The sequence below is a fragment of the Bacillus sp. MBGLi79 genome, assembly GCF_002953915.1.
The window spans coordinates 4194328-4217998 of the sequence record NZ_CP026521.1 but is presented as its reverse complement, the minus strand read 5'-3'; the positions used below and the strand labels follow the sequence as shown (position 1 = coordinate 4217998).

Below are 23671 nucleotides of genomic sequence, written 5' to 3'. Positions count from 1 at the left end.
AACTAATAAAAAACGAAGATTGGGAAAATCCTTTAGAGGATATTATGTGTACTGAACTTAAAGAATTAATTAAACAATTGGATTATATTTTTATGAAAGAAATGAAAAATGAATATCATTGAAAAAAGCAGATTATACTATCTGCATTTTTCAATGAAATAATTTGGAGTCATTGCTAAAATCGACATGCAGGACAATTGAGCGCGAAGAGAGGGAAACAAGTAAAATGGAAATACATCAAATTCACGATTTTCATCTAAAAGATGAATCGGATTTTGTTCAAATACAACAATCCCTTAGAAATCGTATCAACCTATCTCACACGATCCATCCAGACTCCATCAACACCTGCGCAGGCGTCGATCTCGCCTATTGGGAGCAGAATGGAGAACCATACGGGGTGTGCAGTATTATCGTGGTTGACGCTGATACAAAAGAAGTCATTGAAAAAGTGCATAGCATGGGGAAAATCAGCGTACCGTACGTTTCGGGTTTTCTTGCATTTCGCGAGCTGCCTTTGATCATTGAAGCGGCGAAAAAGCTGGAGACGGAGCCGGATGTCTTCTTGTTTGATGGCAACGGATATCTGCATTACAATCATATGGGCGTTGCCACCCATGCGGCTTTTTTTCTGGGTAAGCCGACGATTGGGATTGCGAAAACCTATCTCAAAATCAAAGGCTGTGATTTCGTGATGCCTGAAAATGAAGTCGGCGCATACACCGATATTCTCATTGACGGCGAGGTATATGGCCTGGCGCTGCGGACGCGGAGGGACGTGAAGCCTATTTTCTTGTCTTGCGGTAATTATATTGATTTAGAAAGCAGCTATCAGATCACGATGAGCTTAATCAATCAAGAAAGCAGACTGCCGATCCCTGTCCGCCTGGCTGACCTTGAAACACATGTCTTGCGAACGTTTTATCAGAAAAATCATGGGTAACACTTGGGGCTCTAAGCCATCAAGTGTTTTTTTGTATGCTGTGTGCTTTCCTGATCTCAAAAACCTTGTCCTTATGGAAAGATTTTATTTGAATGTTTTCCGCGTCAAATTGATAAAAGCCTTTAATGGCGCAGACATCCACTTGTCCTTATGCCATGCTAATTGAGTGAAAACGGGGCAATCGCTCTGCCGATTGAGTTCTTTCATTCGGCCTGCTGCAATATCATCTTTTACTGTCATTTCAGGCAAGATTCCAATCCCAAGTCCGGCCATTACGCATTGTTTGATGGCTTCTATGCTGACGAATTCCAATTTGTTAGGATAGACACCGGAGTCATGCAAATTGTTCTCAAAGAGCGTGCGGTACGAGCAGCCGTCCTCTGTCAGCAGAAGAGTTTCGTTTTGAAGATCCTTCAATGTTACTGGTAAATCCGCAGGAAAAGGATGGTCATTAGCAGCCACCATTTTGATCTCATCCTGAATCAAAGATTCAACGTGCAGTGCGTCTTCCGTCCGGTTTACATCCAAAATGAAGGTGATATCAAGCTGGCCCTGTAAAAGCTGTTCTTTCGCTTGTTCATTGGAGATATATGGTTTGAATATGAGCTTTACTTGGGGAAATGCCTGTTTAAATTCTTTTATGATAGGCGGCAGGCGGTATGTGCACTGGCTTTCCGTCGCCCCGATTTTTAAGGTTCCGGTTGTTTCTTTTACTTGATTTGCGGCCATTTTCGCTTCTTCTGTTAACGCAATAATCTTCTGTGCATAAGATTTGAACGTTTTTCCTGCTTCTGTCAAGATAAGCCGCTTGCCGAGCCGTTCAAATAAAGGCGTCCCGATTTCTTCTTCAAGTGATTTGATCTGAGAGGTAACGCTTGATTGTGCATAATTAAGCATTTTGGCGGTTAGGGTGAAGTTTACATGTTCTGCCGCCGTAATAAAGGTGATCAGCTGCTTCAATTCCACTTGTTCTCTTCCTTTCTAAATCGGTTTTAGCGATTGGATTAATCGAAATAATCATCTGTATTGATTGATGAATCCATTATAAAATGAAGAAAATCATTCGTAAACAAAGGAGCAGATGCATCATGAAAATTGCGGTTATTAACAGCGGAACTCGGTCTGGCGGAAATACGGATATTCTTGCGGAGAAGGCTGTTCAAGGATTTGATGCAGAGCACATTCATTTGCGGAAATATCGAATCCAGCCAATTGAAGATCTGCGCCACGACCAAGACGGCTTTCGACCTGTTCAAGATGACTACGATTCTATCATTGAGCGGATATTGCCGTGCGATATTCTTGTATTCGCCACCCCAATTTATTGGTTTGGCATGTCAGGGACATTAGAGCTGTTTATTGATCGCTGGTCACAGACGTTGAGAGATCCGAGATTTCCTGATTTTAAACAGCAAATGTCAGCGAAACAGGCATATGTGACAGCAGTGGGCGGAGACAATCCAAAAATAAAAGGGCTGCCGCTGATTCAGCAATTCGAACATATTTTTCATTTTATGGGAATGCCCTTTAAAGGTTATGTGCTGGGAGAAGGCAATCGTCCAGGCGATATTCTTCGTGATCATCAGGCGCTGTCCGCTGCGAGCCGCTTACTGAAAAGAAGCGATGCGATATGAAGTTTTTGCTGTCGGTCATTGCTGGCATGCTGATTCTTGCATTCTTTTTATTTTGGAAGGTCAAGCCTCCTGTTTGGATACATGTTGAAACCAATTCACCCCAGTTGAAGAAATCTGTGAGAATGGCAGGAACCACGCTGCAAGTCAAGCACATCATCAAGAGTGACGCAGGAGAAGAAACAGCTGTCATATCAAACGGCATTTCTGGGCCAAAATAAAAAAGCACCTGTCCAGGTGCTTTTTTCTATAAATGAGGGATCACAAGGCCTCCATATAAAAACGCCGCAATAATCAAAAATGCCGGGTGCATTTTGAATTTTGTCATGGCAAGGAGCGAAATTCCCGCAATCACGATCGATTGGACCCAGCCGATCGCTTTGATGCCGTCTGCGCCGATTTGCCAGGTAAGAATGAGCATCATGACCGCAATGACAGGCTGAACGGACAGTGTCATGCCTTTGATAACAGGGGATTGGCGGAAGCGCTGGATGATGCGCAGCAGGACGATCAATGCGAGCGCCGACGGTACGACGGTTGCAATCAGGGCAATTAGGAAGCCGGGCCAACCGCCTGCGCTGTAGCCGACATACGCGGCGATTTTGGTGGCAATGGGGCCCGGCAATGCGTTCGCAAGTGCGAGCATATTTGAGAATTGATCGTTTGAAAGCCAGCTGTATCTGTTTACGACTTCTTCAAACATTAGCGGGATAGATGCAGGTCCGCCGCCATATCCCAGTAGGTTTGCGATAAAAAACGCCATAAATAAATAGATCGATATCATGAGGCCGACATTCCTTTATCATGTTTATTTGTGACTTTGTCTTTCAGTTTAAAATGAAACGCCCCGTACGCTAGGAAAATGATAATGACAAGGCCGGGATTAATCTGAAACGTTTGCAGGCCGATAAAAGCGATGATAAAAAACAGGATGCCGGTGACCCAGCCGAAACCTTTAAGCGCTTTTTGTCCAAACTCGTACGCCATAATACCGAGCATTACTGCAATCACCGGCGTGACGGCGCCTATCATGCCGGCAACAACTGCTGAATGGCTTAACACATTTACTGCCGCAAACAAGCCCACCATCGCAAGACATGTAGGCAGAATGTGGGCGAGTGTCGCCACAATGGCACCTAATGTGCCTTTAAGCTTGAAGCCCAGATACGCAGCCATTTTTGTGGCAATCGGCCCGGGAAGCGCATTAGCGATTGCTAATATTTCTCCGAATTCATCATCATCAATCCATTTATATTTATTGACCGCTTCATGGCGGATCAGCGGAATCACGGAAGGTCCGCCGCCGAATCCTAATATGCCGGTGCGCACCATCGCAGCCGTCATATCCCGATAAGTATGGTTTTTCATTTTGTTTCTCTCCTTTACAGCTTCATTCCCATACGGCTTTTGTATCGTTTGATCAGCATCTGGCAATCAACACTGACGACGCCTCGCAATGGATACAGCCGTTTTGTTAAAAACTCTTCCATTTCTTGATCGTTGGCAAAGATCCCATGCATATGCAGCTTGCTCGGACCTGTCATGTGATAAAGACTGGTGACCGCAGGCTCTTCCTCAAGCTTAAGAGCGACCTCTTCTAAAAATTGCGGTTCTACCTCGACATTGAAAAACACGGATACATGGATGCCGATTTTAGAGGGATTGATGACCGCGGTGAATTTTTCAATAACGCCGGCTTCAATTAATTGGTTGATACGAGCCTGGACGGCGACTCGGGACAAATCGACTCTTTTGCCAAGATCCGTATAAGAAATTCTGCCTTCTTCATGCAAAATCGTGAGAATTTGTTTATCAGTCTCATCAAGTACAAGGTTGGGGATTTGATATTCATGACTCAATTGCTCCACCTGCTTTCGTAGCCTTTTAGCCATCATTTTATCATAAAAAGTTACGTTTCGAACGAAAAAATTTTTATTTGTTTTCGAAATGAATGAATAAATATCTTATTGTTTTCGAAAAGAAGAAAGTTCGTCAGTTTTTCTGCCGGATCAGTAGATGTGAAAAATCAGGCTCCCTATACTGAAGAAAATCTCTTAAAAAGGGGACTTGTGATGAACAAATCTGTCATCGGTACAAAGCAAATGGTGGTTAGTCCGCATTATCTTGCTTCTCAGGCCGGAAACCGCATACTGGACAAAGGAGGTAACGCATTTGACGCCGCCGTTGCGGTGAGTGCTTGCCTGGCGGTTGTGTATCCGCATATGACCGGACTTGGCGGGGATGCCTTTTGGCTGACCTTTCATCAGAAAACAAAATCAGTAAAAGTCTACAATGGCACCGGACGTTCAGGAAAAAACGTAACGAGAGATGTATATAAGGGAAAAAGCGTGATTCCGCTTCGGGGAATTGACAGTGCCATTACCGTGCCCGGGATGGTTGATAGCTGGGATGCGGTACTGAAGGAGTACGGTCGCATGTCTCTTGAGGATGTGTTGGAGCCTGCATACGATTATGCACAAAATGGGTTTCCTGTATCAGCCGATCAGTGCCGTCACACAGAAACGAATCTTGAACTGCTCGTCTCCACGCCATACACAGCCGACATTTTTACAAGAAGAGGAAAAGCACCTATTCCGGGAGAGCGGTTTGTGCAAAAAGAGCTTGCAGAGAGCTTGAACATGATTGCCAAAAAAGGAAGAAACGCATTTTATGAAGGAGATATCGCTCAGCGGATTGTCTCGCATTTACAAAATAACGGCAGTTACATGACACTCGATGATTTTAAAGCGCACCGGGGCGAGTGGACGGAGCCTGTCTCAAGTGATTATCGAGGATACAGTGTGTATCAGGCGCCGCCGAATTCTCAGGGATTTACCGGTTTATTAACACTAAACATTTTGGAAAACTATGATTTCACCAAAATCGAAAATGGATCTTTTACGTATTATCACGTGCTTGTGGAGGCATTGAAAAAGAGTTTTCTAGATCGGAATGCCGTCCTGACTGATCCGGCGTTTGCAGACATCCCGCTTGAAAGGCTTTTGGACAAACGTTATGCAAAACGATTGGCAGAAGAAATCGGCTATCTCGCAGTACCGGCTGAAAGCAAGCCGGTGGGAAGCGATACGGCATATGCGGCCGTAATCGATGCGGATGGCAACGCAGTGTCATTCATTCAAAGCCTGTACTTTGAATTTGGCTCTGCAGTCACTGCCGGTGATACAGGCATTTTGCTGCAAAATCGCGGGTCATTTTTCTCATTGGATAAAAATCATGTCAACACGCTTGAACCGAGAAAGCGCACCTTCCATACGCTGATGCCGGCTATGGTCTGTAAAGGCGGAAAGCCGAAAATCCTGTACGGCACACAAGGCGGCGAAGGCCAGCCGCAGACCCAGACGGCCATCATTACCCGAATGCTGGATTACGGAATGGATCCACAGCAGGCAATCAGCGAACCGCGCTGGGTATGGGGCAGAACGTGGGGAGAGGAATACGAAGGCCTCAGAGTCGAGGGCAGATTCACAGAGAAAACAATCCAAAAACTGAAAGACAGCGGACATCTCGTGGAGGTTGTCGGTGACTATGATCCGCTGATGGGGCATGCAGCAGCAATTAAAGTTGATGAAGAAGGATTTCTCCAAGGAGGAGCTGATCCCCGGGGAGACGGAGCGGCTGTGGGGGTTTGAGATTAGAAGAAAACACAAATATAAATAAGAATAACTAGAAGTGTCGCGGCACCAAATAAATAGTGTACATATTGTTTTTCTTCCTGCCTATATTTCCATTCCATAAATGTACGCAAACAATTCGACAAGAGCAGAAATAAAATAAGCATCTTTTCGGGAGGAAAGTGAAACAAAGAAAAACCTAATAAAATGAGCAAGATGATGTCCAGCAATCCTTGTGTGCTATTTACAGGTTTATACCACCGAGGTGGTTTAGGGATTCCAAGTTTTTTTCGGGCATAGGTATAAAAAGCAATATTGGTAAATAACATGACCAGTATCACAATCAAAAAATGAGTGCCTTCCATTCTAATCCCCCCTATTTATCTTTTATACAAAGAAAAAAGAAAATTGTTTCATAAAAGAACACCCGAAACTTTCCCCGGGTGTTCTTTTTTATAGGTAACATTATGTAATCACAAGGTCTTTTTGACTAGTTCCTTCTATTTAAATAGTCCTTCTGTTCAGCTGGGACGAATCAGTGTGAATTCTTCCCCGAGCTTGGCATAGTGGTTTCCCGCCAATCGTGAGGCTGGCTTTAATTCATCTGTCAAAATATATCCCTTTTCTGCATCATACACCTTTTCGTCTAGGTGGAAGCAGACAACTCTTCCGATGAGCAGATCTGCTGTAGTGACTCCTTGATCATTGTTAAAGGTAATATGCCGCTCTAATGTGCACTCAAAGCGAACACGGGCTTCCTGAATGCCGGGAACCGAAACAGCGTTGCTTTCAACAGGGTGAAGCGAGGTGCGCGTAAGCTCGCTTTCATCCGGCCCTAAGTTTGCAGCCGTTTCATTGATATCTTCAATGATGTCTTCATCACTGACATGAACGACAAATTCTCCGTTTTCCACTGCGTTTCGCGCTGTATCTTTTTGGCGTCCTCCCGCCCTGTTCACAGAAATACTGAGGAGGGGAGGATCTGAGCTGACGACGTTATAAAAGCTGAAAGGCGCGGCATTTACCGCTCCTCCTGAAGAAAGTGTTGTCACAAATGCAATGGGGCGGGGAATAACGGTACCTGACAATAGCTTGTATGTGTCTTTGGCACTAAGCTGGTCAGCTTGAAATATGTACATGGCAACAACCGCCTTTATCGTTAGGATATCTTGATTATAACGAAATGGTTTCGAGGAAACCAAATGATGCGGGTTGCATATGTTATGTCATGACATATATCTAATACAGGGGAAATGAAAAAATAGGCTTCCGTACCTCAGCCGGCAGCCTATTGAAACAATGGAAACTTAAATTATTTGTATTTCTTTTTGACTACCCAGCAATTGCCGTCTTTCCAGTATTCTTTTTTGCTGTCATAATCATCGTGCTTTTTGCAGTGTTTCTTATGGGAACGGTAAGATTTTTTGTGTGTGCGGCAAGATTTTTTATAGCTGCGAGATTTTTTCTTGTGAGACAATTATGACTTTTTGTAGCTGCGTGATTTTTTGTGAGAACGGCAAGATTTTTTATGGCTGCGAGATTTTTTGTGAGAACGGTAAGATTTTTTGTAGCTGCGAGACTTTTTGTGAGAACAGTAATATTTTTTGCGGCTGCGAGATTTTTTGTGAGAGCAGTATGATTTTTTATGGCTGCGAGATTTCTTGTGAGAGCAGTATGATTTTTTATGGCTGCGAGATTTTTTGTGCGACTTTTTATGACTGCGTTTTTTTCCATGAGGCTCTTGGTATAAATAATCCTTTAAACCTTCTTTTTTAGCGGATTTCACCGCTTCTTTGATGTCAGAATGGGAATAGTGGCCCAATTTGAAATCCTCCTTTTTAAAAATATGTTAAGGATGAAGCTCCTTACTACCCTCATAGTACGCGCGGTTTTAAAAAGTGTATAAGTGTTCCGCTGAGATCGCATAAAAATAAACGCCTAAAATTTGTAAGGGGGATTATGGATGAAGAATCAATCCAATTTACCGCTTTATCAGCTGTTTGTTCATCCAAAAGATTTGCGTGAATTAAAAAAGGATATATGGGACGATGATCCTGTGCCGGCTGTGATGAAGGTAAACCAAAAAAGGCTGGATATTGATATTGCGTATCGGGGATCACATATCAGAGACTTCAAAAAGAAGTCATACCATATTTCCTTTTATCAGCCTAAGTTATTCCGCGGCGCACGAGAGATTCACATAAATGCGGAGTATAAAGACCCTTCTTTGATGAGAAACAAATTGTCTCTGGATTTTTTCTCAGAGCTAGGGACGCTGTCTCCAAAGGCAGAGTTTGTGTTTGTAAAGCTGAATGGGAAGAATGAAGGGGTTTATCTTGAACTAGAATCCGTTGATGAATATTACTTAGCAAAAAGGAAGCTGGCGGACGGTGCGATTTTTTACGCGGTGGATGATGATGCTAACTTTTCTCTGATGAGCGATTTGGAAAGAGAAACGAAGACCTCGCTGGAGCTTGGATATGAAAAGAAGACAGGGACTGAGGAGGATGATTTTTATTTACAGGATATGATTTTTAAAATTAATACGGTCCCTAAAGCTCAGTTTAAATCAGAAGTGACAAAGCATGTGGATGTCGATAAGTATTTGCGATGGCTTGCCGGTATTGTATTCACCTCAAACTATGATGGGTTTGTCCACAACTACGCATTATACAGAAGCGGGGAAACCGGATTATTTGAGGTGATTCCTTGGGATTATGACGCGACCTGGGGCAGGGATATCCATGGAGAGCGGATGGCTGCCGATTATGTAAGGATTCAAGGGTTTAATACACTAACCGCCCGGATATTGGATGAACCCGATTTTCGCAGGTCTTACAAGCGCCTGTTAGAAAAAACGCTCCAATCTCTTTTTACAATAGAATATATGAAACCGAAAATCATGGCGATGTATGAATGGATTAGGCCGTTTGTTCTGATGGACCCGTATAAAAAGAATGATATTGAGCGTTTTGATCGTGAGCCGGATGTGATCTGCGAGTATATTATAAACCGTTCACAATACCTCAATAATCATTTAAGTATTTTATAAATGTGTGAAAATGGGTATTCGCTGAAAAAGCGACAATTAGGCTATTGAATTAGTTCAACAAATAAATGTGACACGTATATATGCAGTATGTTTATCATCTATGTATAAGTGACTAGGAGGAATTTGAATGAGCAAGAGGAGAATGAAATATCATTCAAATAATGAAATATCTTATTATAACTTTTTGCACTCAATGAAAGATAAAATTGTTACTGTATATCGTGGAGGTCCGGAATCTAAAAAAGGAAGATTAGTCTGGCTGGGAGATGATTACGCTGCGTTACACACAAATGAGGATGGGGTAGTGTATTTTGCTATCCATCACATCAAAAGCATAAGTAAACATGAGTCCGATTTGAAAACAGAAGAACAGACGCCAGCGGGTGTCCTGGAAGCTGATGAATTAAGCGAGGTTTTTAAAAGCCTAACTCATAAATGGGTTTCCATTAATCGTGGAGGTCCGGAAGCAATTGAGGGTATCCTTGTAGATAATGCTGACGGCCATTATACTTTAGTGAAAAATCAAGAGGTGCTTCGCATCTATCCTTTTCACATAAAAAGCATCAGCTTAGGTCCAAAAGGGTCGCACAAAAAAGAGGATCAAAAGAATGAGCAAAACCAAGAAGACAATCATGATAAAGACAGCAGTTCGTTCATTTCATCAAAATCATCTAAACGATCACTAAAATCTTCAGATTATCAATCATCCAAATCTGGTCGTTCGTCACGTTCAAAAAGTTCGTCAAAATCATCTAAACGATCACCAAGATCATCAGATTATTCAAGTTCCTTCAAAAGTTCAGGAAGACAAAAAGAAGATTATAGCCATGAAACGATTGTCAGAACGATAGACTATCACTGGAAACGTAAATTTTAATTGATAACGAGGAGCATCAGATTGAGTGATGCCCTTTTTCAGTTAAAGGAGGAGAATAGTGAAAGGTTTGAATCAATTACTTGACACAGATGTTGAGGTTGTCATTTCAGGAGATACAAGGTTTGTTGGCACCCTCATAGATGTCGGACAGGATATTTTTGTTATATTTGATGGCTGCAATTATCTTTATATTCCATTGTTGCATCTTCATCAAATGAACAAGGCGAAAATTATGACCAGCAATAAGAAATCAATTTTGATCAATCCGGAAGATCCAATGACGGAGGCAGAAACTCAAGCTTTTTCATATAGAAATACATTAAACAAGGTCAAAAGCCAGTTTATTGAAGTTTATGTAACTGGGGGTCGATCGATACATGGGTATGTTACAAACGTTTTAAACGATTATATTGTATTTTTCTCACCCGTATTTAAAATCCTTTTTATATCTATGCATCATTTAAAGTGGTTTACCCCTTATTCAACTGAACAAACACCGTATACTCTTGATAACTCACAATTGCCTGTCGTGCCTTCCAATGTTCCTCTTGTCCGTAATTTTGAGGAGCAGATCAAAAAATATATTGGTGAATTGGTCATATTCGATATGGGAGAGGTGCCAGAAAAAGTCGGACTATTAAAAGATGTTTCCAATAATATAATTGAGCTGATTAACGCAAGTGGAGAGCCGGTCATTTGGAAGTTGAATCATCTAAAGACAATGCATCTTCCCTAGTGTATAAGAACTGCCCTCTTGAATAGCGGAAGGCAGTTTTTCATTCCATACTGGCTAAAGAAATAACCAACTGATCCAAACATATAAACATGCCAACGTAAAAAGAACAGTCAGCGGAATGATGATAATGGTCGTTTTGATATATTCGCCCCATGAAATACTTTCATCATGCTGTTTTAGTATATGCATCCAAATAAGCGTTGCTAAGGTTCCTATAGGCAATAATAATGAACCGATATCACTGCCGATAATATTTGCCAAGTAGATGATTTTTGTTGTTGAAGGATTCAGTGGCATTTCAGTTAAGGTAAAAGTACTGATCATTAAAGCTGGATGGTTGTTAAATAGATTAGAAAAGACTGAAGTAGAGATACCCGATGCGAAAGTTGCATGGGCGAGGCTTCCAGAAACCACTGGTTCAAAATAGCTCACAAGCAACTCAGTGAATCCGATATTATGCAGACCATAAATTAAGACATACATAGTAAAAGCGAATATAAAAATGTGCCAAGGAGATTTGTATAACAAGTCTTTCGGGGAGGTTTTGAAATAAATCCATCTCCAGCCCAAAAGAATAACAGATCCGATGACAGCGACAAGAGGAACAGAAATACCGGTATATGATGCTGCAAATAGACTCATTCTGACGAGAAAAACAAATGCAAGCACAAACAGCATGATTTTTGTTTGATTTCGTTCTCGTAAAGGAGCTGACGGCGAATGAAGGGGATGGTACCTTCTATGCTGCAGAGACTGAAAATGGCCCGGTATATCTGGCAGGCTTTTGGGAAGACGTTTATAAAAGAACATAAACAGTAGACAAGTCATAAAAATGAGTCCCATCATACTAGGGACAAACATCATGGCGGTATGAAGATAAAGATCCATTCCAATGATTTTGAGAGAAATTAAATTCACAATATTACTTACGCCAATCGGTGCGCTAGAGGCTGTGGCTATTAAAACACCGCTTAATAAATATGGGGTTTTTTGATGTTTTTTTAAACCTAAATATTTTAGTACAAGCAAAAGGATTGGGGTTGTAATCAAAACGCTCCCATCATTATTTAGGAAAATGGTCATGAGAAAGCAGAGCAAATTGGTTAGCCAAAAAAGCTTGATGCCAGAACCCCTGGATTGTTGGAGCAGTTTTGCAGCCACCCAATAAAAGAAACCAAAACTTTCCAGTGCAATGGCCATAATCATAGTGGCAAGGATTGTAACCGATGCACCCGTGACTTTTGTTCCTATTTCCCCTAAGTCTGCCAATGACACACTTCCGCACAATAAAACCATTAAAGCGCCTAATGTTGCGGGGATAGCTTCATTTAGTCCTTTTGGCCTCCAGTAAATAAAAATCAGTGTTGCGAAAAAAGCGAGCAATGTTAATATGCTGGTGAACTCAATAATTTACTTCACCTCTCTATCTTTCATTATTAAAATCAGACGATTGTCATGCGCTTACTAATGTCCTTGCCAACTATTTGTACTGTATGTATACGTATACTGATATGAAGTTGTACTAAGCGATTATATTAAATTAATAAAAATTCCATAAGAATCCCAAAAGAAAAAAGAGATTGCAAGTAACGTTCATGTACCTGCATCACTCTCTTTAGTTCTTGTCTGCTGACAATTTGAAATATGAATAAAGTGCTTTAAAAGCGGATTATGATTGTCTTTGCGGTAAGCGATAACCCATTCTGCATTAAGCTGTATTTGGTCCATATTTCGATAAGTTACATCCAAATTAAATAATTTTTTGGCTGAGGAAGGAACAAATGTAATGCCAATTCCAGCACTGACTAAACCAATCACCATTTGGTATTCTGTAGCTTCCTGGACGATGTTGGGCTTGAAGCCCGCTTGCTCACAGAACTGAATAAAATCCATGTATAGAGTAGGCCATGCTTCTTTAGCTACAGTAATAATTGGTTCATCTCTTAAATCCTCAATCATAATTGATTCTTTAGAAGTCAATGGGTGCTGCTTAGGCAAAGCTAAAACACAAGGGCTGCTTTGGGCGGTTTCGATATGCAAAGCTGTATGCTGTAAGGGAGGATGAAGTATACCAATATCAATGTTGCCCTTTAGTAGCTCCTCCTGCTGCCTAGACGAGGATATTTCACGTAACTCTATTTTTACAGATGGGAATTTTTTGCGATATTCCCGGACAATCGGCGGCAGAAATTCATATGTAGCTGATCCGACAAAACCGATTACGAGATGGCCGTGCTCGCCTCGGGCCGTCCGCCGTGCCAATTCAATTCCTTGTCCGATTTGCATCAATGCCATGCGGCAATGATTTAAAAAGATTTCTCCTGCTGCGGTAAGCTCGACAAATCGTTTTGTCCTTTTCAGAAGCGTCACCCCGACTTCTTCCTCCAGCTGTTTGATCTGCTGGCTGAGAGGAGGCTGCGTCATGTTCAGCCGTCGGGCAGCCTTTCCGAAATGAAGCTCTTCGGCTACCGCGATAAAGTATTGAAGATGGCGAAGCTCCATTCAATATGCATTCCTTTCCATAGGTTAATAATTCGTATTACATATTAATCATAAGGCGAATCGATATTGGAGGTCAATTTCCAAAGAGTGTATAGTGAAACGTATCACAAGTCATTTAAAATTTTACGTTAAAATGCATAATAAGGAGTGAGGGTGTTGACAAAAGCAACAAAAGAACAAAAATCCCTTGTGAAAAACAGAGGGGCGGAGCTTGTTGTTGATTGCTTAGTGGAGCAAGGTGTCACACATGTATTTGGCATTCCGGGTGCAAAAATTGATGCGGTATTCGATGCTTTACAAGATAAAGGACCTGAAATTATCGTTGCCCGGCACGAACAAAATGCAGCATTTATGGCGCAAGCAGTCGGCCGTTTAACTGGAAAACCGGGAGTCGTGTTAGTCACATCAGGGCCGGGTGCATCTAACTTGGCAACAGGTTTGCTGACAGCGAACACTGAAGGAGACCCTGTCGTTGCGCTTGCAGGAAACGTGATCCGTTCAGATCGTTTAAAACGGACACATCAATCTTTAGATAATGCGGCGCTATTTCAGCCGATTACAAAATACAGTGTAGAGGTTCAAGATGTAAAAAATATACCGGAAGCTGTTACAAATGCATTTAGGATAGCGTCAGCAGGGCAGGCTGGGGCCGCTTTTGTGAGCTTTCCGCAAGATGTTGTGAATGAAGTCACAAATACGAAAAACGTGCGTGCTGTTGCAGCGCCAAAACTCGGTCCTGCAGCAGATGATGCAATCAGTGCGGCCATCGCAAAAATCCAAACAGCAAAACTTCCTGTCGTTTTAGTCGGCATGAAAGGCGGTAGACCGGAAGCGATTAAAGCGGTTCGCAAGCTTTTGAAAAAGGTTCAGCTTCCATTTGTGGAAACATATCAGGCTGCCGGTACCCTTTCAAGAGATTTAGAGGATCAGTACTTCGGCCGGATCGGTTTATTCCGCAACCAGCCTGGCGATTTGCTGCTTGAGCAGGCGGATGTCGTTCTGACTATCGGCTATGACCCAATTGAATATGATCCGAAATTCTGGAATGTCAATGGAGACCGGACAATCATCCATTTAGACGAGATTATTGCTGACATTGACCATGCTTACCAGCCGGAACTTGAATTGATTGGTGACATTCCGTCCACGATCAATCATATCGAACACGATGCTGTAAAAGTGGACTTTGCAGAACGTGAGCAGAAAATCCTTTCTGATTTAAAACAATATATGCATGAGGGTGAGCAGGTGCCTGCAGATTGGAAATCAGACAGAGTGCATCCTCTTGAAATCGTTAAAGAATTGCGTAATGCAGTCGATGATCATGTTACAGTGACCTGTGACATCGGTTCACACGCGATTTGGATGTCACGTTATTTCCGCAGCTACGAGCCGTTAACATTAATGATCAGTAACGGTATGCAAACACTCGGCGTTGCGCTTCCTTGGGCAATCGGCGCTTCATTGGTGAAACCGGGAGAAAAAGTGGTTTCTGTCTCTGGTGACGGCGGTTTCTTATTCTCAGCAATGGAGTTAGAGACAGCAGTTCGACTAAACGCACCAATTGTACACATTGTATGGAACGACAGCACATATGACATGGTTGCATTCCAGCAATTGAAAAAATATAACCGTACATCTGCGGTCGATTTCGGAAATATCGATATCGTGAAATATGCGGAAAGCTTCGGGGCAACTGGCTTTCGCGTAGAATCACCAGACCAGCTGGCAGATGTTCTGCGTCAAGGCATGAACGCTGAAGGTCCTGTTATCATTGATGTCCCGGTTGACTATAGTGATAACATTAATTTAGCAAGTGACAAGCTTCCGAAAGAATTCGGGGAACTCATGAAAACGAAAGCTCTCTAGCACTCTGCGCATCACGACACTGTTTTATGAACAGCACTAATTAAAAGGAGTGAAGGGAAATATGAAACGCGAAAGCAACATTCAAGTGCTCCACCGCGGCCAAAAAGATCAGCCTGTGAGCCAGATTTATCAAGTATCAACAATGACTTCTCTTTTAGACGGAGTATATGACGGGGATTTTGAACTGTCAGAGATTCCGAAATATGGGGACTTCGGTATCGGAACCTTTAACAAGCTTGACGGAGAGCTGATTGGGTTTGACGGGGAATTTTACCGTTTGCGCTCAGACGGAACCGCGACACCGGTCCAAAAAGGGGACCGTTCACCGTTCTGTTCATTTACGTTCTTTACACCGGACATGACGCACAAAATTGATGCGAAAATGACACGTGAAGAATTTGAAAAAGAGATCAACAGCATTCTGCCAAGCAAAAACTTATTTTACGCTATCCGCATTGACGGATTGTTTAAAAAGGTGCAGACAAGGACGGTAGAATTGCAAGAAAAACCTTACGTGCCAATGGTTGAAGCGGTCAAAACACAGCCGATCTTCAACTTCGACAACGTGCGAGGAACGATCGTAGGTTTCTTGACGCCAGCTTATGCAAACGGAATCGCCGTTTCTGGCTATCATCTGCACTTCATTGACGAAGGACGCAATTCAGGCGGACATGTTTTTGACTATGTGCTAGAGGATTGCACGGTTACGATTTCTCAAAAAATGAACATGAATCTCAGACTTCCGAACACAGCGGATTTCTTTAATGCGAATCTGGATAACCCTGATTTTGCGAAAGATATCGAAACAACTGAAGGAAGCCCTGAATAAAAGAAAAAAAGAAAGCCCCTTATTGCAGGGCTTTCTTTTTATTTGGCTCTTTTCCTGATTTTAGATAAAATAACATCAAAACAGTAAGGGTGTGGTCTGATGAAAATATTGGTTTTGGCAGTTCATCCTCATATGGAGACCTCAGTTGTTAATAAGGCGTGGGCTGAAGAATTGAGCAAACATGACAATATCACAGTACGGGATCTTTATAAAGAATACCCGGACGAAGCGATAGATGTTGCGAAGGAACAGCAGTTGTGCGAGCAATACGATCGGATTCTCTTTCAATTCCCGCTATATTGGTACAGCTCTCCGCCACTCTTGAAAAAATGGCAGGATCTTGTGCTGACTTACGGCTGGGCATTTGGTTCAGAAGGAAATGCTTTGCATGGCAAGGAGCTGATGCTGGCTGTGTCAACAGGAAGCGAAGCGGAAAAATATCAAGCCGGCGGCGCCAATCATTACTCGATCAGTGAGCTATTGAAACCATTTCAGGCCACGAGTAATCTGATCGGTATGAAGTATCTGCCTCCATATTTGTTCTATGGCGTGAATTATGCAACTTCAGAGGATATTTCTCTCAGTGCAAAACGATTAGCCGAATACATCCAGCAGCCTTTTGTTTAAAAGAAAGCCCTGCCCGACATATGGCAGGGCTGTTTGTGATTAAAAATCCGGCAGTTCAGACAGGTTATTTTCCTTCGTGCCGTCCGGTTCACTTCGCAAAATGTCACGCCCGTATTTATGAAAGACATCAACATGAGCGAGCTTTCCTGCTTTTGCTTCTGACAGAGCTGTAGGGTAATCGAGCTCTCTTCCTGTATTGGTTTTCACTGCGATAATATTGTCTTCCTCATTTCTTCTAACCGCAATAATTTCTTCTTTTCCAGATGGAACATTTTCCTGATCGGCAGTTGTTTGCCGGGCTTTATACGATTCGTATGCTGCTTCAAATTGATCCATATTTACATCTCCGCTTTTTAGCGTGAACAAAAATGTCGATGATCATGTAAGGTTTCGACACAGCATACGACAATATTTCCTGAGAAATATCTTGGGAATGTGACAAATTAATTCATAATAAAAGGGATTCCGCATAAATGCGGAATCCCTCGCAGTTATTTTGTCATGTGTAAATCCTTTGTTTTCATATAACCTGTCGCACCGCCATAATCAACGAATACCCAATCAAAATCAAATCCGCCTTTATTCGTTTTACTCCAGCCTAAAAAAGAAACGCTTGTGTCTGCTGGGAGAGTCTTAATGCTCTTTCCGTCAGCGGATGTGTATACTTTCGTTTTTGTTTTGGTTTTTACTGTTGTTGCTGCTTTTACAATATAATGAGTGGAGACAAAGCCTGTTTTTCCGTTTTTATAATGAACCTTTGCCCAGTCAGCATTTGAGAAGGAAATCAGCTTTAAGCTATCGCCTAAGTGCAGTGTATCGGCTTTCTGGCTTGATGCGGAAGCCTTCGTTCTGACATTTAGAGCCTCTGCTGACACCAAATAAGAATCAATCGGATAACTGTATAAATCGTCAATGCTTACAGTTGTTTCTGGCTGTTGAGCATGGATCGTGTCAGCGCCGCCTGCAGCAGCCGCAGTCATTCCAGCCGCAAGTGCTAAAGTTGAAAATATTTTTATTGGTTTGTTCATGTCGTTCCTCTCCTCACGTAAGAGAAATAATTCATTCTATATCCCTATTCACGTTATCGCAGGTTTCTAAACATGAAAAAGGATCAGATAAAAATCTGATCCTTGACTATTATTTTTGTGTTTCTAGTTTGAGAGGCGCGGATATTGATTTTTTTACTTTTTTTCCGTGCAAAATGTCATCTGCTGCTTCTGTAGCCAGTTTACCGATTAATTCAGGCTGCTGAGCGACGGTGGCTGATAGCTTTCCGTCTTTAATGGAAGCGAGCGCATCTTTATTGCCGTCAAAACCGATCACCAATATGTCTTTCCCCGAACTGTTAATTGCCTCGAGAGCACCGAGCGCCATTTCATCATTGTGAGCAAAAACAGCTTGGATATCAGGATGACCCTGCAACAGATTTTCCATGACTGTCAGGCCTTTGGTGCGGTCAAAGTCAGCTGATTGTTTTGTGACGACATTGAGCTTTTTGTCTGCGATGTGATGGAATCCGGAGCCGCGTTCCCGTGTGGCAGAGGCGCCAGGCACGCCTTCTAGCTCTGCTACCTTTGCTCCTTTTCCAAGTTTGTCGGCAATAAACGCCGCGGCCATTTCACCGCCTTTTATATTATCGGAAGCAACGAGAGTTTCAACTTTTCCTTGTTCGGCGGATCGATCGATTGTGACGACGGGCACACCGACTGCGTTTGCAGATTCTACTGCCGTTGAGATCGCCGAAGAATCAGTCGGGTTGATTAATAATGCATCAACGCCTTGCTGAATTAAATCTTCCACGTCACTTGTCTGTTTCGATGAATCATTTTGTGCATCCACAATGATCACTTTCATTCCCCGTTTTTCAGCTTCTTTTTCGATGCCCTTTTTTAATGAGACAAAAAAAGGATTATTAAGCGTTGAGACGGACAAGCCGATGGTGAATTCCTTTTTGTTCCCCGAGTTTGACGGCTTTGCCCATTGGGGAGGCTCAAGCGAACAGGCGGTTAACAAAAATAATGATAACGTTAAAATGACGGATACAGCCTTTTTCATGTGAAAACCCTCCTATGCTGACTTCTTGCGGTCTAACAATACCGCAATTAAGATGACAATCCCTTTGACAACCAGCTGATAAAATGATGAGACGCCAAGCAGATTAAGCCCGTTATTAAGTGTGCCGATGATCAGCACCCCGATTAACGTGCCGACAATGCGGCCGCGGCCGCCGGAAAGACTTGTTCCGCCTAAGACGACTGCCGCGATAGCATCAAGTTCGTACGATTCCCCGGCAGTCGGCTGGGCTGAATGCAGGCGGGAAGTCAATATGGCACCTGCAAGAGCGGACAAAAGTCCGGCTAAAGAATAGATTATCACTTTCACGCGTGTCACTTTGATGCCTGAAATGAGCGCGGCTTTTTCGTTGCCGCCGATAGCGTATGTTCGGCGTCCAAATGGTGTTTTATGAAGAAGCACCCAAAGGATGACAAAGGCAAGAACCATCGTAATTGCCGGTACAGGAATGCCTAAAAAGTAACCGCGTCCGAACATCTGAAAAGCGTAGTTTGTGCCAAGTCCGGTAATTGGATTTCCGTCAGTATACACAAGCGTCAGTCCGCGAAACACAGTCATAGTCGCAAGTGTGGCGATAAAGGGCGCCATTTTTCCTTTTGTGATCAATAATCCGTTGATCATGCCGAGCATGGCACCAATGATACAGCCAAGGATGATCGCGAGAACCGGATCAACACCGGATACAATCATTCCCGCAACTAAAGCGCTGGACAGAGCAAGAATAGCGCCGACAGAAAGATCAATGCCGCCTGTCAAAATCACAAACGTCATGCCGAACGCGATTAATCCGTTAATGGCGACCTGGCGAAGCAGGTTTAATATATTCAGTGGTTCAAGAAAGCTGGGATTTAAAATAGATACAATGATTACGAGAATAAATAAACCAAGAAACGGGCCGAGTTTTTGCATGACTCCGTCGAAGTGAATCCGTTTGTGTTCTGTTTGCAGTTGTTCCGTTTTCATATTACCGCCCTCCCGTGGCAAGTGTCATAATTCGTTCTTGTGTTGCTTCTCGCGCATCGATTTCTCCGCTGATTCTGCCTTCATGGATCACAATAATCCGATCGCTCATTCCGAGAATTTCCGGCAGCTCTGATGACACCATGATGATAGCGACGCCGCGTTCGGTCAGCTCATTCATCAGCGTATAAATCTCTCGTTTGGCTCCAACATCCACACCTCTGGTTGGCTCATCCAAGATAAGCACTTTCGGTCCGATGCCGATCCACTTGGCTATCACCACTTTTTGCTGGTTTCCACCTGACAAATGGCGTGCGTGCGTTTCCGGTGATGCTGTTTTGATAGTCAGGCGTTTGATTAACAGATCGACAAATTCAGCCTCCCGCTTGTGATCAATGAGACCCTTTGGTGAAAAGCTGGACAGATTGGGCAGGGCAATATTCTCGCGGATCGAGGTGTCGAGCAGAAGCCCTTCATCCTTGCGGTTCTCTGTAATGAAGCCGAGCCCTTTTTTCACCGCTTCCTGCGGGTTCTTAATAGCTGTCTTTTTCCCAGCGATCCATATTTCGCCCGTGTCCAGCCTGTCAACGCCGAACAGCGCTCTCATCATTTCTGTCCGGCCGGCTCCCATTAATCCTGATACACCGACGATCTCACCGGAACGAACATAAAAGCTGACATCTTCAAAACGCCCTTTTACGGAGGCATTTTTCACCTCGAATACTTTGTCACCGAGAGAAGGAGTGCGTTTTGGATATCGTTCAGTCAGCTCCCGTCCGACCATTTTTTTGACGACGTCATCAAAATCAGTTTCTGAGATGTTTGTTGTATCCACCGTTTTTCCGTCACGCATGATGGTAATTCTGTCGCAAATCGCAAAAATTTCTTCCATGCGATGAGAAATATAGACAATGGAGACGCCGTTCTTTTTTAATGCTGTAATGACCTCAAAGAGCTTGCTGATTTCTCGTTCGGTCAAAGCAGCGGTCGGCTCATCCATAATGATCACTTCGGCATTTGTCATAAGCGCTTTTGCGATTTCAATCATTTGCTGCTGTCCAACAGAACATTCACCAGCTTCTTGATCGAGAGAAAGAGAGACAGAGAGTTTATCAAATTGCTCTTTTGCTAGCGCTTTCATTTTTCTTGTTTGTAAAACGCCCAGCTTGGAGGATATCTCCTTACCGATAAATAGATTCTCCAGAACAGTCATTTCCGGCCAGATATTCAATTCCTGATGGATAAAGGCTATCCCATGCTGTTCCGCTTCTTTTGGATTGGAAAAGTACGTTTCGTTTCCATTTATGCTGATTTGACCTTGATCCGATTTGTGCAGGCCTGTCAGAATGTTCATAAGCGTGGACTTGCCAGCGCCGTTTTCTCCCATTAACGCGTGAACCTCGCCAGGTAAGAGCTGAAAGGAAACGCCTGATAGCACCTGGTTTTTTCCAAATGCTTTATGAATGTCTTTCATTTCAATCTGCATGTTTTCTCCTCCTTTCTAGAAAAGCACACCCGCCTGCAGGATGCAGTTGGCATATGGTGTAAATTCACCCGTTCTTATGATGGCTTTTGCTTCTTTTGTCAGCAGCTTAAACTCCTCGTGCGAAAGGTATTCAATCTTTTGTTTAGAGAAAAGATTTTCTAGAAATCTCGCATTCTCTTGATTAGATGTTTTTATTTCAGCTGCGGCAATGACTTTTTCGACGACCATATCTTCAGCGAGCACTGCCGCTGTATCTTGGAAAGCCGGGAGACCCGGCTTTAATGAAAGATCAATTTTCAAAACGCCGTCAGGGACCGGCAATCCGGCATCTGCAATGACAACTTTATCAGTGTGGCCAAGGTCAGCTAAAAGCTTGGCAAGATGGCTGTTCAGTATACCGTGTTTTTTCATGACAGCAGCTCCTCTACTTCATTTCTTGTCGGCATTCCGCCTTGGGCACCGAAGGAACAGACAGAAAGGGAAGCGGCACGATTGGCAAACCGCAATGCAGCTTCAATGTCTTTTCCTTCAGCCAGAGCCACGGCAAAGGCTGCGTTAAACGTATCACCGGCTCCGGTTGTATCAACGGGCTCTACAGGGAAGGACGGGATGAGCACCTCTTTGCTGCCAGCCGAATAGCGGACGCCTTGTTTTCCTTCCGTAATAAAGAGCTTTGCCGGATAAAGCGCCAGAGCTTCAGAAATGGTAAGCTCAGGGAATAAGAGCGAAGCCTCGTGTTCATTCGGCGTGAGATAGGTGGCGTGATCAATTGTTTCCTGCTTCAGCGGGCGGGCCGGTGCCGGGTTTAGCATGATCGGGATATCGTGGGAATGGCAGTATTTGCATACCTCATCAACCGTTTCCTCCGGAATTTCCTGCTGAATCAGAACCATATCGACCTTTTCAATCTGTTCAAGCGCGTGTATCGCATACGCTGAGGTGATGTCATCGTTCGCGCCTTTGACAACGACAATGCTGTTGTCGCCTTCAGCAAGCACAATATGAGCGGTTCCGCTTTCCGTATGTGTAACCGGTTCCATATAGTCTATGCGAACGCCGTTTGCTTTTAGGTTATTCAAAATAGCTGTTCCATAATGATCGTCTCCAACCTTCCCGACCATAAATACTTGAGCCCCAAGTCTGGCTGCGGCAACCGCCTGATTTGCTCCTTTGCCGCCCGGCACAGTTTGAAACGACGTGCCAAGAACCGTTTCACCGGCTTTTGGGCGTTTGTCCGAGGTGACCACTAAATCCATAGAACAGCTACCAATCACACAAATATTGCGCATCCTCATCTTCCTTTCTTGTCGTCTTTCTTCCTATATAGATGACAGGCATTTGAATGGCCGTTTCTGCCAGCGGCTGTTTTTTGATGATACGCAAAAGCAGTCTGGCTGCTTCTTTTCCCATATCATATGATGGCTGTTTAATTGTAGACAGTGGCGGGAACAGCAGCTCGCTTTGCGGAATGTCATCATAGCCGATAATTTGAATGTCCTCCGGCACGTTTTTTCCGCGCCGCAATGCTTCATGTAAAACTGCAGCGGCTTGAATATCGTTACTCGCGATCACACCGTCTGTCGCTGGATAAGCGGCAAACAGCTTCTCCGCCATTGATTGTGCATCTTGAATAGAAAACGAAGCCGTCTCAATGACCTGAAAATCAACTTCAGCCTGCTGTAAGATTTCCAAAGCGCCGTTAAAGCGGTCCTGAGCGGTCGGCAGGTGAGCGGGGCCTCTCAAGAGCGTAATGCGCCGGCTTTTTCCGTGAATAATAGCTTCGGCGGCTAACTTTCCTCCTGTATAGCCATCACTGGACACAGAAGGGGCCCCTTCAAGTGTTCTGTCCAGAAAAACGACCGGATAATTCATGCCGCTGTATTCCTCAAGATCCGGGTAATTCGTTGCGGCAATAATGCCTGCAACATGGTTTTGCTTAAATGTTTGAAGGTACTCAAGTTCCTTTTTCAATTCCTCGTCACTGTTGCCGAAAATAAGGCGATAGCCCTCCTGGTTCAATTCATCCTCCGCACCGCGGGCAAGCTGGGGGAAGAAAGGGTTTGTGATATCCGGGAGCAAAAGTCCGATCAGCCGGGATTCTCTTTTATATAGAGATCTGGCGACTTCATTCGGGTAATAGTTCAGCTCCTCCATCGCCGCTATGACACGGGTTCGCGTTTCTTCGTGTACATAGCCGTTACCATTCAGGACGCGGGAAACCGTCGCAACTGAAACGCCCGCCGCTCCGGCGACATCTTTAATTGTAGCCAAAACAGCTCCTCCTCGTTTATGTAACCGTTTACATAGATAGATTATCATGGGTGATCCGAAGTTGGCAATAAAAATATCAAAAGAAATCTATTTGTAAATTGTATATATAATTGAAAAATTTAAGGTTTTCACTCTTTTTTTGACAAAGTCTTCACAAATATGGATGAAGATATCTTGAACAAA

Annotated in this window: 26 protein-coding genes and 1 pseudogene; 10 read left to right on the top strand and 17 right to left on the bottom strand. The window is 43.4% G+C overall.

Annotated elements, in window-relative coordinates; translation table 11 throughout:
• Positions 1 to 226: 226 nt before the first annotated feature.
• A complete protein-coding gene (locus C1T29_RS21540; protein ID WP_095432208.1) occupies positions 227 to 943 on the top strand; it encodes an endonuclease V in 717 nt (238 codons plus the stop codon).
• An 84-nt stretch (positions 944 to 1027) separates the two neighbouring features.
• On the opposite strand, the gene C1T29_RS21535 is transcribed toward C1T29_RS21540, so the two are convergent.
• Positions 1028 to 1909: a LysR family transcriptional regulator gene (locus C1T29_RS21535; protein ID WP_095432207.1), complete on the bottom strand. Its 882-nt coding sequence runs from the start codon at positions 1907 to 1909 to the stop codon at positions 1028 to 1030.
• A gap of 122 nt (positions 1910 to 2031) precedes the next feature.
• On the opposite strand from C1T29_RS21535, the gene C1T29_RS21530 reads away from it, so the two are divergent.
• Positions 2032 to 2577 (top strand): flavodoxin family protein, encoded by a 546-nt coding sequence (locus tag C1T29_RS21530; RefSeq protein WP_103749280.1) that lies wholly within the window; start codon positions 2032 to 2034, stop codon positions 2575 to 2577.
• Positions 2574 to 2795 carry a hypothetical protein gene (locus tag C1T29_RS21525; RefSeq protein ID WP_095432205.1) on the top strand — a complete coding sequence of 74 codons (222 nt, stop codon included), beginning with the start codon at positions 2574 to 2576 and terminating at the stop codon, positions 2793 to 2795. Before C1T29_RS21530 ends, C1T29_RS21525 begins: the two co-directional genes overlap by 4 nt.
• A gap of 26 nt (positions 2796 to 2821) precedes the next feature.
• Here the strand turns inward: C1T29_RS21525 and chrA are convergent, their stop codons facing one another.
• The 3 genes from chrA to chrS are packed head-to-tail and all read right to left on the bottom strand — an operon-like array spanning position 2822 to position 4433.
• Positions 2822 to 3358, bottom strand: a complete 537-nt coding sequence (gene chrA, locus C1T29_RS21520; protein WP_021480764.1) for a chromate resistance efflux protein ChrA — start codon at positions 3356 to 3358, stop codon at positions 2822 to 2824.
• On the bottom strand, positions 3355 to 3942 hold the full coding sequence (chrB, locus tag C1T29_RS21515) for a chromate efflux transporter subunit ChrB (RefSeq protein ID WP_095432204.1): 588 nt from the start codon (positions 3940 to 3942) through the stop codon (positions 3355 to 3357). Before chrB ends, chrA begins: the two co-directional genes overlap by 4 nt.
• A 14-nt stretch (positions 3943 to 3956) precedes the next feature.
• Positions 3957 to 4433: a chromate efflux transcriptional regulator ChrS gene (gene chrS / locus C1T29_RS21510; protein WP_069838571.1), complete on the bottom strand. Its 477-nt coding sequence runs from the start codon at positions 4431 to 4433 to the stop codon at positions 3957 to 3959.
• A gap of 213 nt (positions 4434 to 4646) precedes the next feature.
• On the opposite strand from chrS, the gene ggt reads away from it, so the two are divergent.
• Positions 4647 to 6224, top strand: coding sequence for a gamma-glutamyltransferase (gene ggt, locus C1T29_RS21505; protein ID WP_103749377.1), 1578 nt, complete (start codon positions 4647 to 4649; stop codon positions 6222 to 6224).
• 2 nt (positions 6225 to 6226) lie between these two features.
• Here the strand turns inward: ggt and C1T29_RS21500 are convergent, their stop codons facing one another.
• The 3 genes and pseudogenes from C1T29_RS21500 to C1T29_RS21490 all read right to left on the bottom strand — a co-directional run bounded on the left by C1T29_RS21500 (position 6227) and on the right by C1T29_RS21490 (position 8028).
• The gene (locus C1T29_RS21500; RefSeq protein ID WP_095432202.1) at positions 6227 to 6571 is read right to left on the bottom strand and encodes a DUF4181 domain-containing protein; all 345 of its coding nucleotides are present in this window, start codon (positions 6569 to 6571) and stop codon (positions 6227 to 6229) included.
• A gap of 156 nt (positions 6572 to 6727) precedes the next feature.
• Positions 6728 to 7345 (bottom strand): flavin reductase family protein, encoded by a 618-nt coding sequence (locus C1T29_RS21495; RefSeq protein ID WP_014665629.1) that lies wholly within the window; start codon positions 7343 to 7345, stop codon positions 6728 to 6730.
• A 173-nt stretch (positions 7346 to 7518) separates the two neighbouring features.
• Positions 7519 to 8028, bottom strand: a pseudogene (locus C1T29_RS21490) (spore gernimation protein GerQ).
• A 141-nt stretch (positions 8029 to 8169) separates the two neighbouring features.
• Between C1T29_RS21490 and cotH the strand changes: the two are divergent.
• The 3 genes from cotH (at position 8170) to C1T29_RS21475 (ending at position 10871) form a co-directional block, all read left to right on the top strand.
• Complete coding sequence (gene cotH / locus C1T29_RS21485) at positions 8170 to 9258, top strand: spore coat protein CotH (protein ID WP_103749282.1); 1089 nt, start codon at positions 8170 to 8172, stop codon at positions 9256 to 9258.
• A 127-nt stretch (positions 9259 to 9385) separates the two neighbouring features.
• Entirely contained in the window at positions 9386 to 10135 is a 750-nt protein-coding gene (locus C1T29_RS21480; RefSeq protein ID WP_208945559.1) for a spore coat protein, read from the top strand.
• Positions 10136 to 10193: 58 nt separating this feature from the next.
• Positions 10194 to 10871: a DUF2642 domain-containing protein gene (locus tag C1T29_RS21475; RefSeq protein ID WP_095432017.1), complete on the top strand. Its 678-nt coding sequence runs from the start codon at positions 10194 to 10196 to the stop codon at positions 10869 to 10871.
• A 54-nt stretch (positions 10872 to 10925) separates the two neighbouring features.
• Here C1T29_RS21475 and C1T29_RS21470 read toward each other — a convergent pair whose 3' ends face one another.
• Positions 10926 to 12254: an arsenic transporter gene (locus tag C1T29_RS21470; protein WP_103749284.1), complete on the bottom strand. Its 1329-nt coding sequence runs from the start codon at positions 12252 to 12254 to the stop codon at positions 10926 to 10928.
• A gap of 210 nt (positions 12255 to 12464) precedes the next feature.
• Positions 12465 to 13373: an acetoin biosynthesis transcriptional regulator AlsR gene (gene alsR, locus C1T29_RS21465; RefSeq protein WP_103749285.1), complete on the bottom strand. Its 909-nt coding sequence runs from the start codon at positions 13371 to 13373 to the stop codon at positions 12465 to 12467.
• A 156-nt stretch (positions 13374 to 13529) separates the two neighbouring features.
• On the opposite strand from alsR, the gene alsS reads away from it, so the two are divergent.
• The 3 genes from alsS to C1T29_RS21450 all read left to right on the top strand — a co-directional run bounded on the left by alsS (position 13530) and on the right by C1T29_RS21450 (position 16698).
• Positions 13530 to 15242: an acetolactate synthase AlsS gene (alsS, locus tag C1T29_RS21460; protein ID WP_103749286.1), complete on the top strand. Its 1713-nt coding sequence runs from the start codon at positions 13530 to 13532 to the stop codon at positions 15240 to 15242.
• Positions 15243 to 15303: 61 nt separating this feature from the next.
• Positions 15304 to 16071 (top strand): acetolactate decarboxylase, encoded by a 768-nt coding sequence (gene budA, locus C1T29_RS21455; protein ID WP_014665621.1) that lies wholly within the window; start codon positions 15304 to 15306, stop codon positions 16069 to 16071.
• A gap of 99 nt (positions 16072 to 16170) precedes the next feature.
• The gene (locus C1T29_RS21450) at positions 16171 to 16698 is read left to right on the top strand and encodes an NAD(P)H-dependent oxidoreductase (protein WP_103749287.1); all 528 of its coding nucleotides are present in this window, start codon (positions 16171 to 16173) and stop codon (positions 16696 to 16698) included.
• 39 nt (positions 16699 to 16737) lie between these two features.
• Here the strand turns inward: C1T29_RS21450 and C1T29_RS21445 are convergent, their stop codons facing one another.
• The 8 genes from C1T29_RS21445 to C1T29_RS21410 all read right to left on the bottom strand — a co-directional run bounded on the left by C1T29_RS21445 (position 16738) and on the right by C1T29_RS21410 (position 23488).
• Positions 16738 to 17034 carry a DUF3892 domain-containing protein gene (locus C1T29_RS21445; RefSeq protein WP_014665619.1) on the bottom strand — a complete coding sequence of 99 codons (297 nt, stop codon included), beginning with the start codon at positions 17032 to 17034 and terminating at the stop codon, positions 16738 to 16740.
• Between the two features lie 155 nt (positions 17035 to 17189).
• Positions 17190 to 17726, bottom strand: a complete 537-nt coding sequence (locus tag C1T29_RS21440) for an SH3 domain-containing protein (protein WP_103749288.1) — start codon at positions 17724 to 17726, stop codon at positions 17190 to 17192.
• A gap of 109 nt (positions 17727 to 17835) precedes the next feature.
• Complete coding sequence (gene rbsB / locus C1T29_RS21435; protein WP_069150446.1) at positions 17836 to 18753, bottom strand: ribose ABC transporter substrate-binding protein RbsB; 918 nt, start codon at positions 18751 to 18753, stop codon at positions 17836 to 17838.
• 12 nt (positions 18754 to 18765) lie between these two features.
• Positions 18766 to 19734: a ribose ABC transporter permease RbsC gene (gene rbsC / locus C1T29_RS21430; protein WP_040081615.1), complete on the bottom strand. Its 969-nt coding sequence runs from the start codon at positions 19732 to 19734 to the stop codon at positions 18766 to 18768.
• Between the two features lies 1 nt (position 19735).
• Positions 19736 to 21217, bottom strand: a complete 1482-nt coding sequence (gene rbsA / locus C1T29_RS21425; protein WP_014665614.1) for a ribose ABC transporter ATP-binding protein RbsA — start codon at positions 21215 to 21217, stop codon at positions 19736 to 19738.
• 15 nt (positions 21218 to 21232) lie between these two features.
• On the bottom strand, positions 21233 to 21628 hold the full coding sequence (rbsD, locus tag C1T29_RS21420) for a D-ribose pyranase (protein ID WP_103749289.1): 396 nt from the start codon (positions 21626 to 21628) through the stop codon (positions 21233 to 21235).
• Entirely contained in the window at positions 21625 to 22506 is an 882-nt protein-coding gene (gene rbsK, locus C1T29_RS21415; protein ID WP_103749290.1) for a ribokinase, read from the bottom strand. The genes rbsD and rbsK overlap by 4 nt, the downstream gene beginning before the upstream one ends.
• Positions 22481 to 23488, bottom strand: a complete 1008-nt coding sequence (locus C1T29_RS21410) for a LacI family DNA-binding transcriptional regulator (RefSeq protein ID WP_103749291.1) — start codon at positions 23486 to 23488, stop codon at positions 22481 to 22483. Before C1T29_RS21410 ends, rbsK begins: the two co-directional genes overlap by 26 nt.
• Positions 23489 to 23671: the final 183 nt, after the last annotated feature.

Coding starts and splice junctions, on each gene's coding strand:
- C1T29_RS21540 (WP_095432208.1), top strand. CDS start 227: ATGGAAATACATCAAATTCACGATTTTCATCTAAAAGATGAATCGGAT.
- C1T29_RS21530 (WP_103749280.1), top strand. CDS start 2,032: ATGAAAATTGCGGTTATTAACAGCGGAACTCGGTCTGGCGGAAATACG.
- C1T29_RS21525 (WP_095432205.1), top strand. CDS start 2,574: ATGAAGTTTTTGCTGTCGGTCATTGCTGGCATGCTGATTCTTGCATTC.
- chrA (WP_021480764.1), bottom strand. CDS start 3,358: ATGATATCGATCTATTTATTTATGGCGTTTTTTATCGCAAACCTACTG.
- chrB (WP_095432204.1), bottom strand. CDS start 3,942: ATGAAAAACCATACTTATCGGGATATGACGGCTGCGATGGTGCGCACC.
- ggt (WP_103749377.1), top strand. CDS start 4,647: ATGAACAAATCTGTCATCGGTACAAAGCAAATGGTGGTTAGTCCGCAT.
- C1T29_RS21500 (WP_095432202.1), bottom strand. CDS start 6,571: ATGGAAGGCACTCATTTTTTGATTGTGATACTGGTCATGTTATTTACC.
- C1T29_RS21495 (WP_014665629.1), bottom strand. CDS start 7,345: ATGTACATATTTCAAGCTGACCAGCTTAGTGCCAAAGACACATACAAG.
- cotH (WP_103749282.1), top strand. CDS start 8,170: ATGAAGAATCAATCCAATTTACCGCTTTATCAGCTGTTTGTTCATCCA.
- C1T29_RS21480 (WP_208945559.1), top strand. CDS start 9,386: ATGAGCAAGAGGAGAATGAAATATCATTCAAATAATGAAATATCTTAT.
- alsR (WP_103749285.1), bottom strand. CDS start 13,373: ATGGAGCTTCGCCATCTTCAATACTTTATCGCGGTAGCCGAAGAGCTT.
- budA (WP_014665621.1), top strand. CDS start 15,304: ATGAAACGCGAAAGCAACATTCAAGTGCTCCACCGCGGCCAAAAAGAT.
- C1T29_RS21450 (WP_103749287.1), top strand. CDS start 16,171: ATGAAAATATTGGTTTTGGCAGTTCATCCTCATATGGAGACCTCAGTT.
- C1T29_RS21445 (WP_014665619.1), bottom strand. CDS start 17,034: ATGGATCAATTTGAAGCAGCATACGAATCGTATAAAGCCCGGCAAACA.
- C1T29_RS21440 (WP_103749288.1), bottom strand. CDS start 17,726: ATGAACAAACCAATAAAAATATTTTCAACTTTAGCACTTGCGGCTGGA.
- rbsB (WP_069150446.1), bottom strand. CDS start 18,753: ATGAAAAAGGCTGTATCCGTCATTTTAACGTTATCATTATTTTTGTTA.
- rbsC (WP_040081615.1), bottom strand. CDS start 19,734: ATGAAAACGGAACAACTGCAAACAGAACACAAACGGATTCACTTCGAC.
- rbsA (WP_014665614.1), bottom strand. CDS start 21,217: ATGCAGATTGAAATGAAAGACATTCATAAAGCATTTGGAAAAAACCAG.
- rbsD (WP_103749289.1), bottom strand. CDS start 21,628: ATGAAAAAACACGGTATACTGAACAGCCATCTTGCCAAGCTTTTAGCT.
- rbsK (WP_103749290.1), bottom strand. CDS start 22,506: ATGCGCAATATTTGTGTGATTGGTAGCTGTTCTATGGATTTAGTGGTC.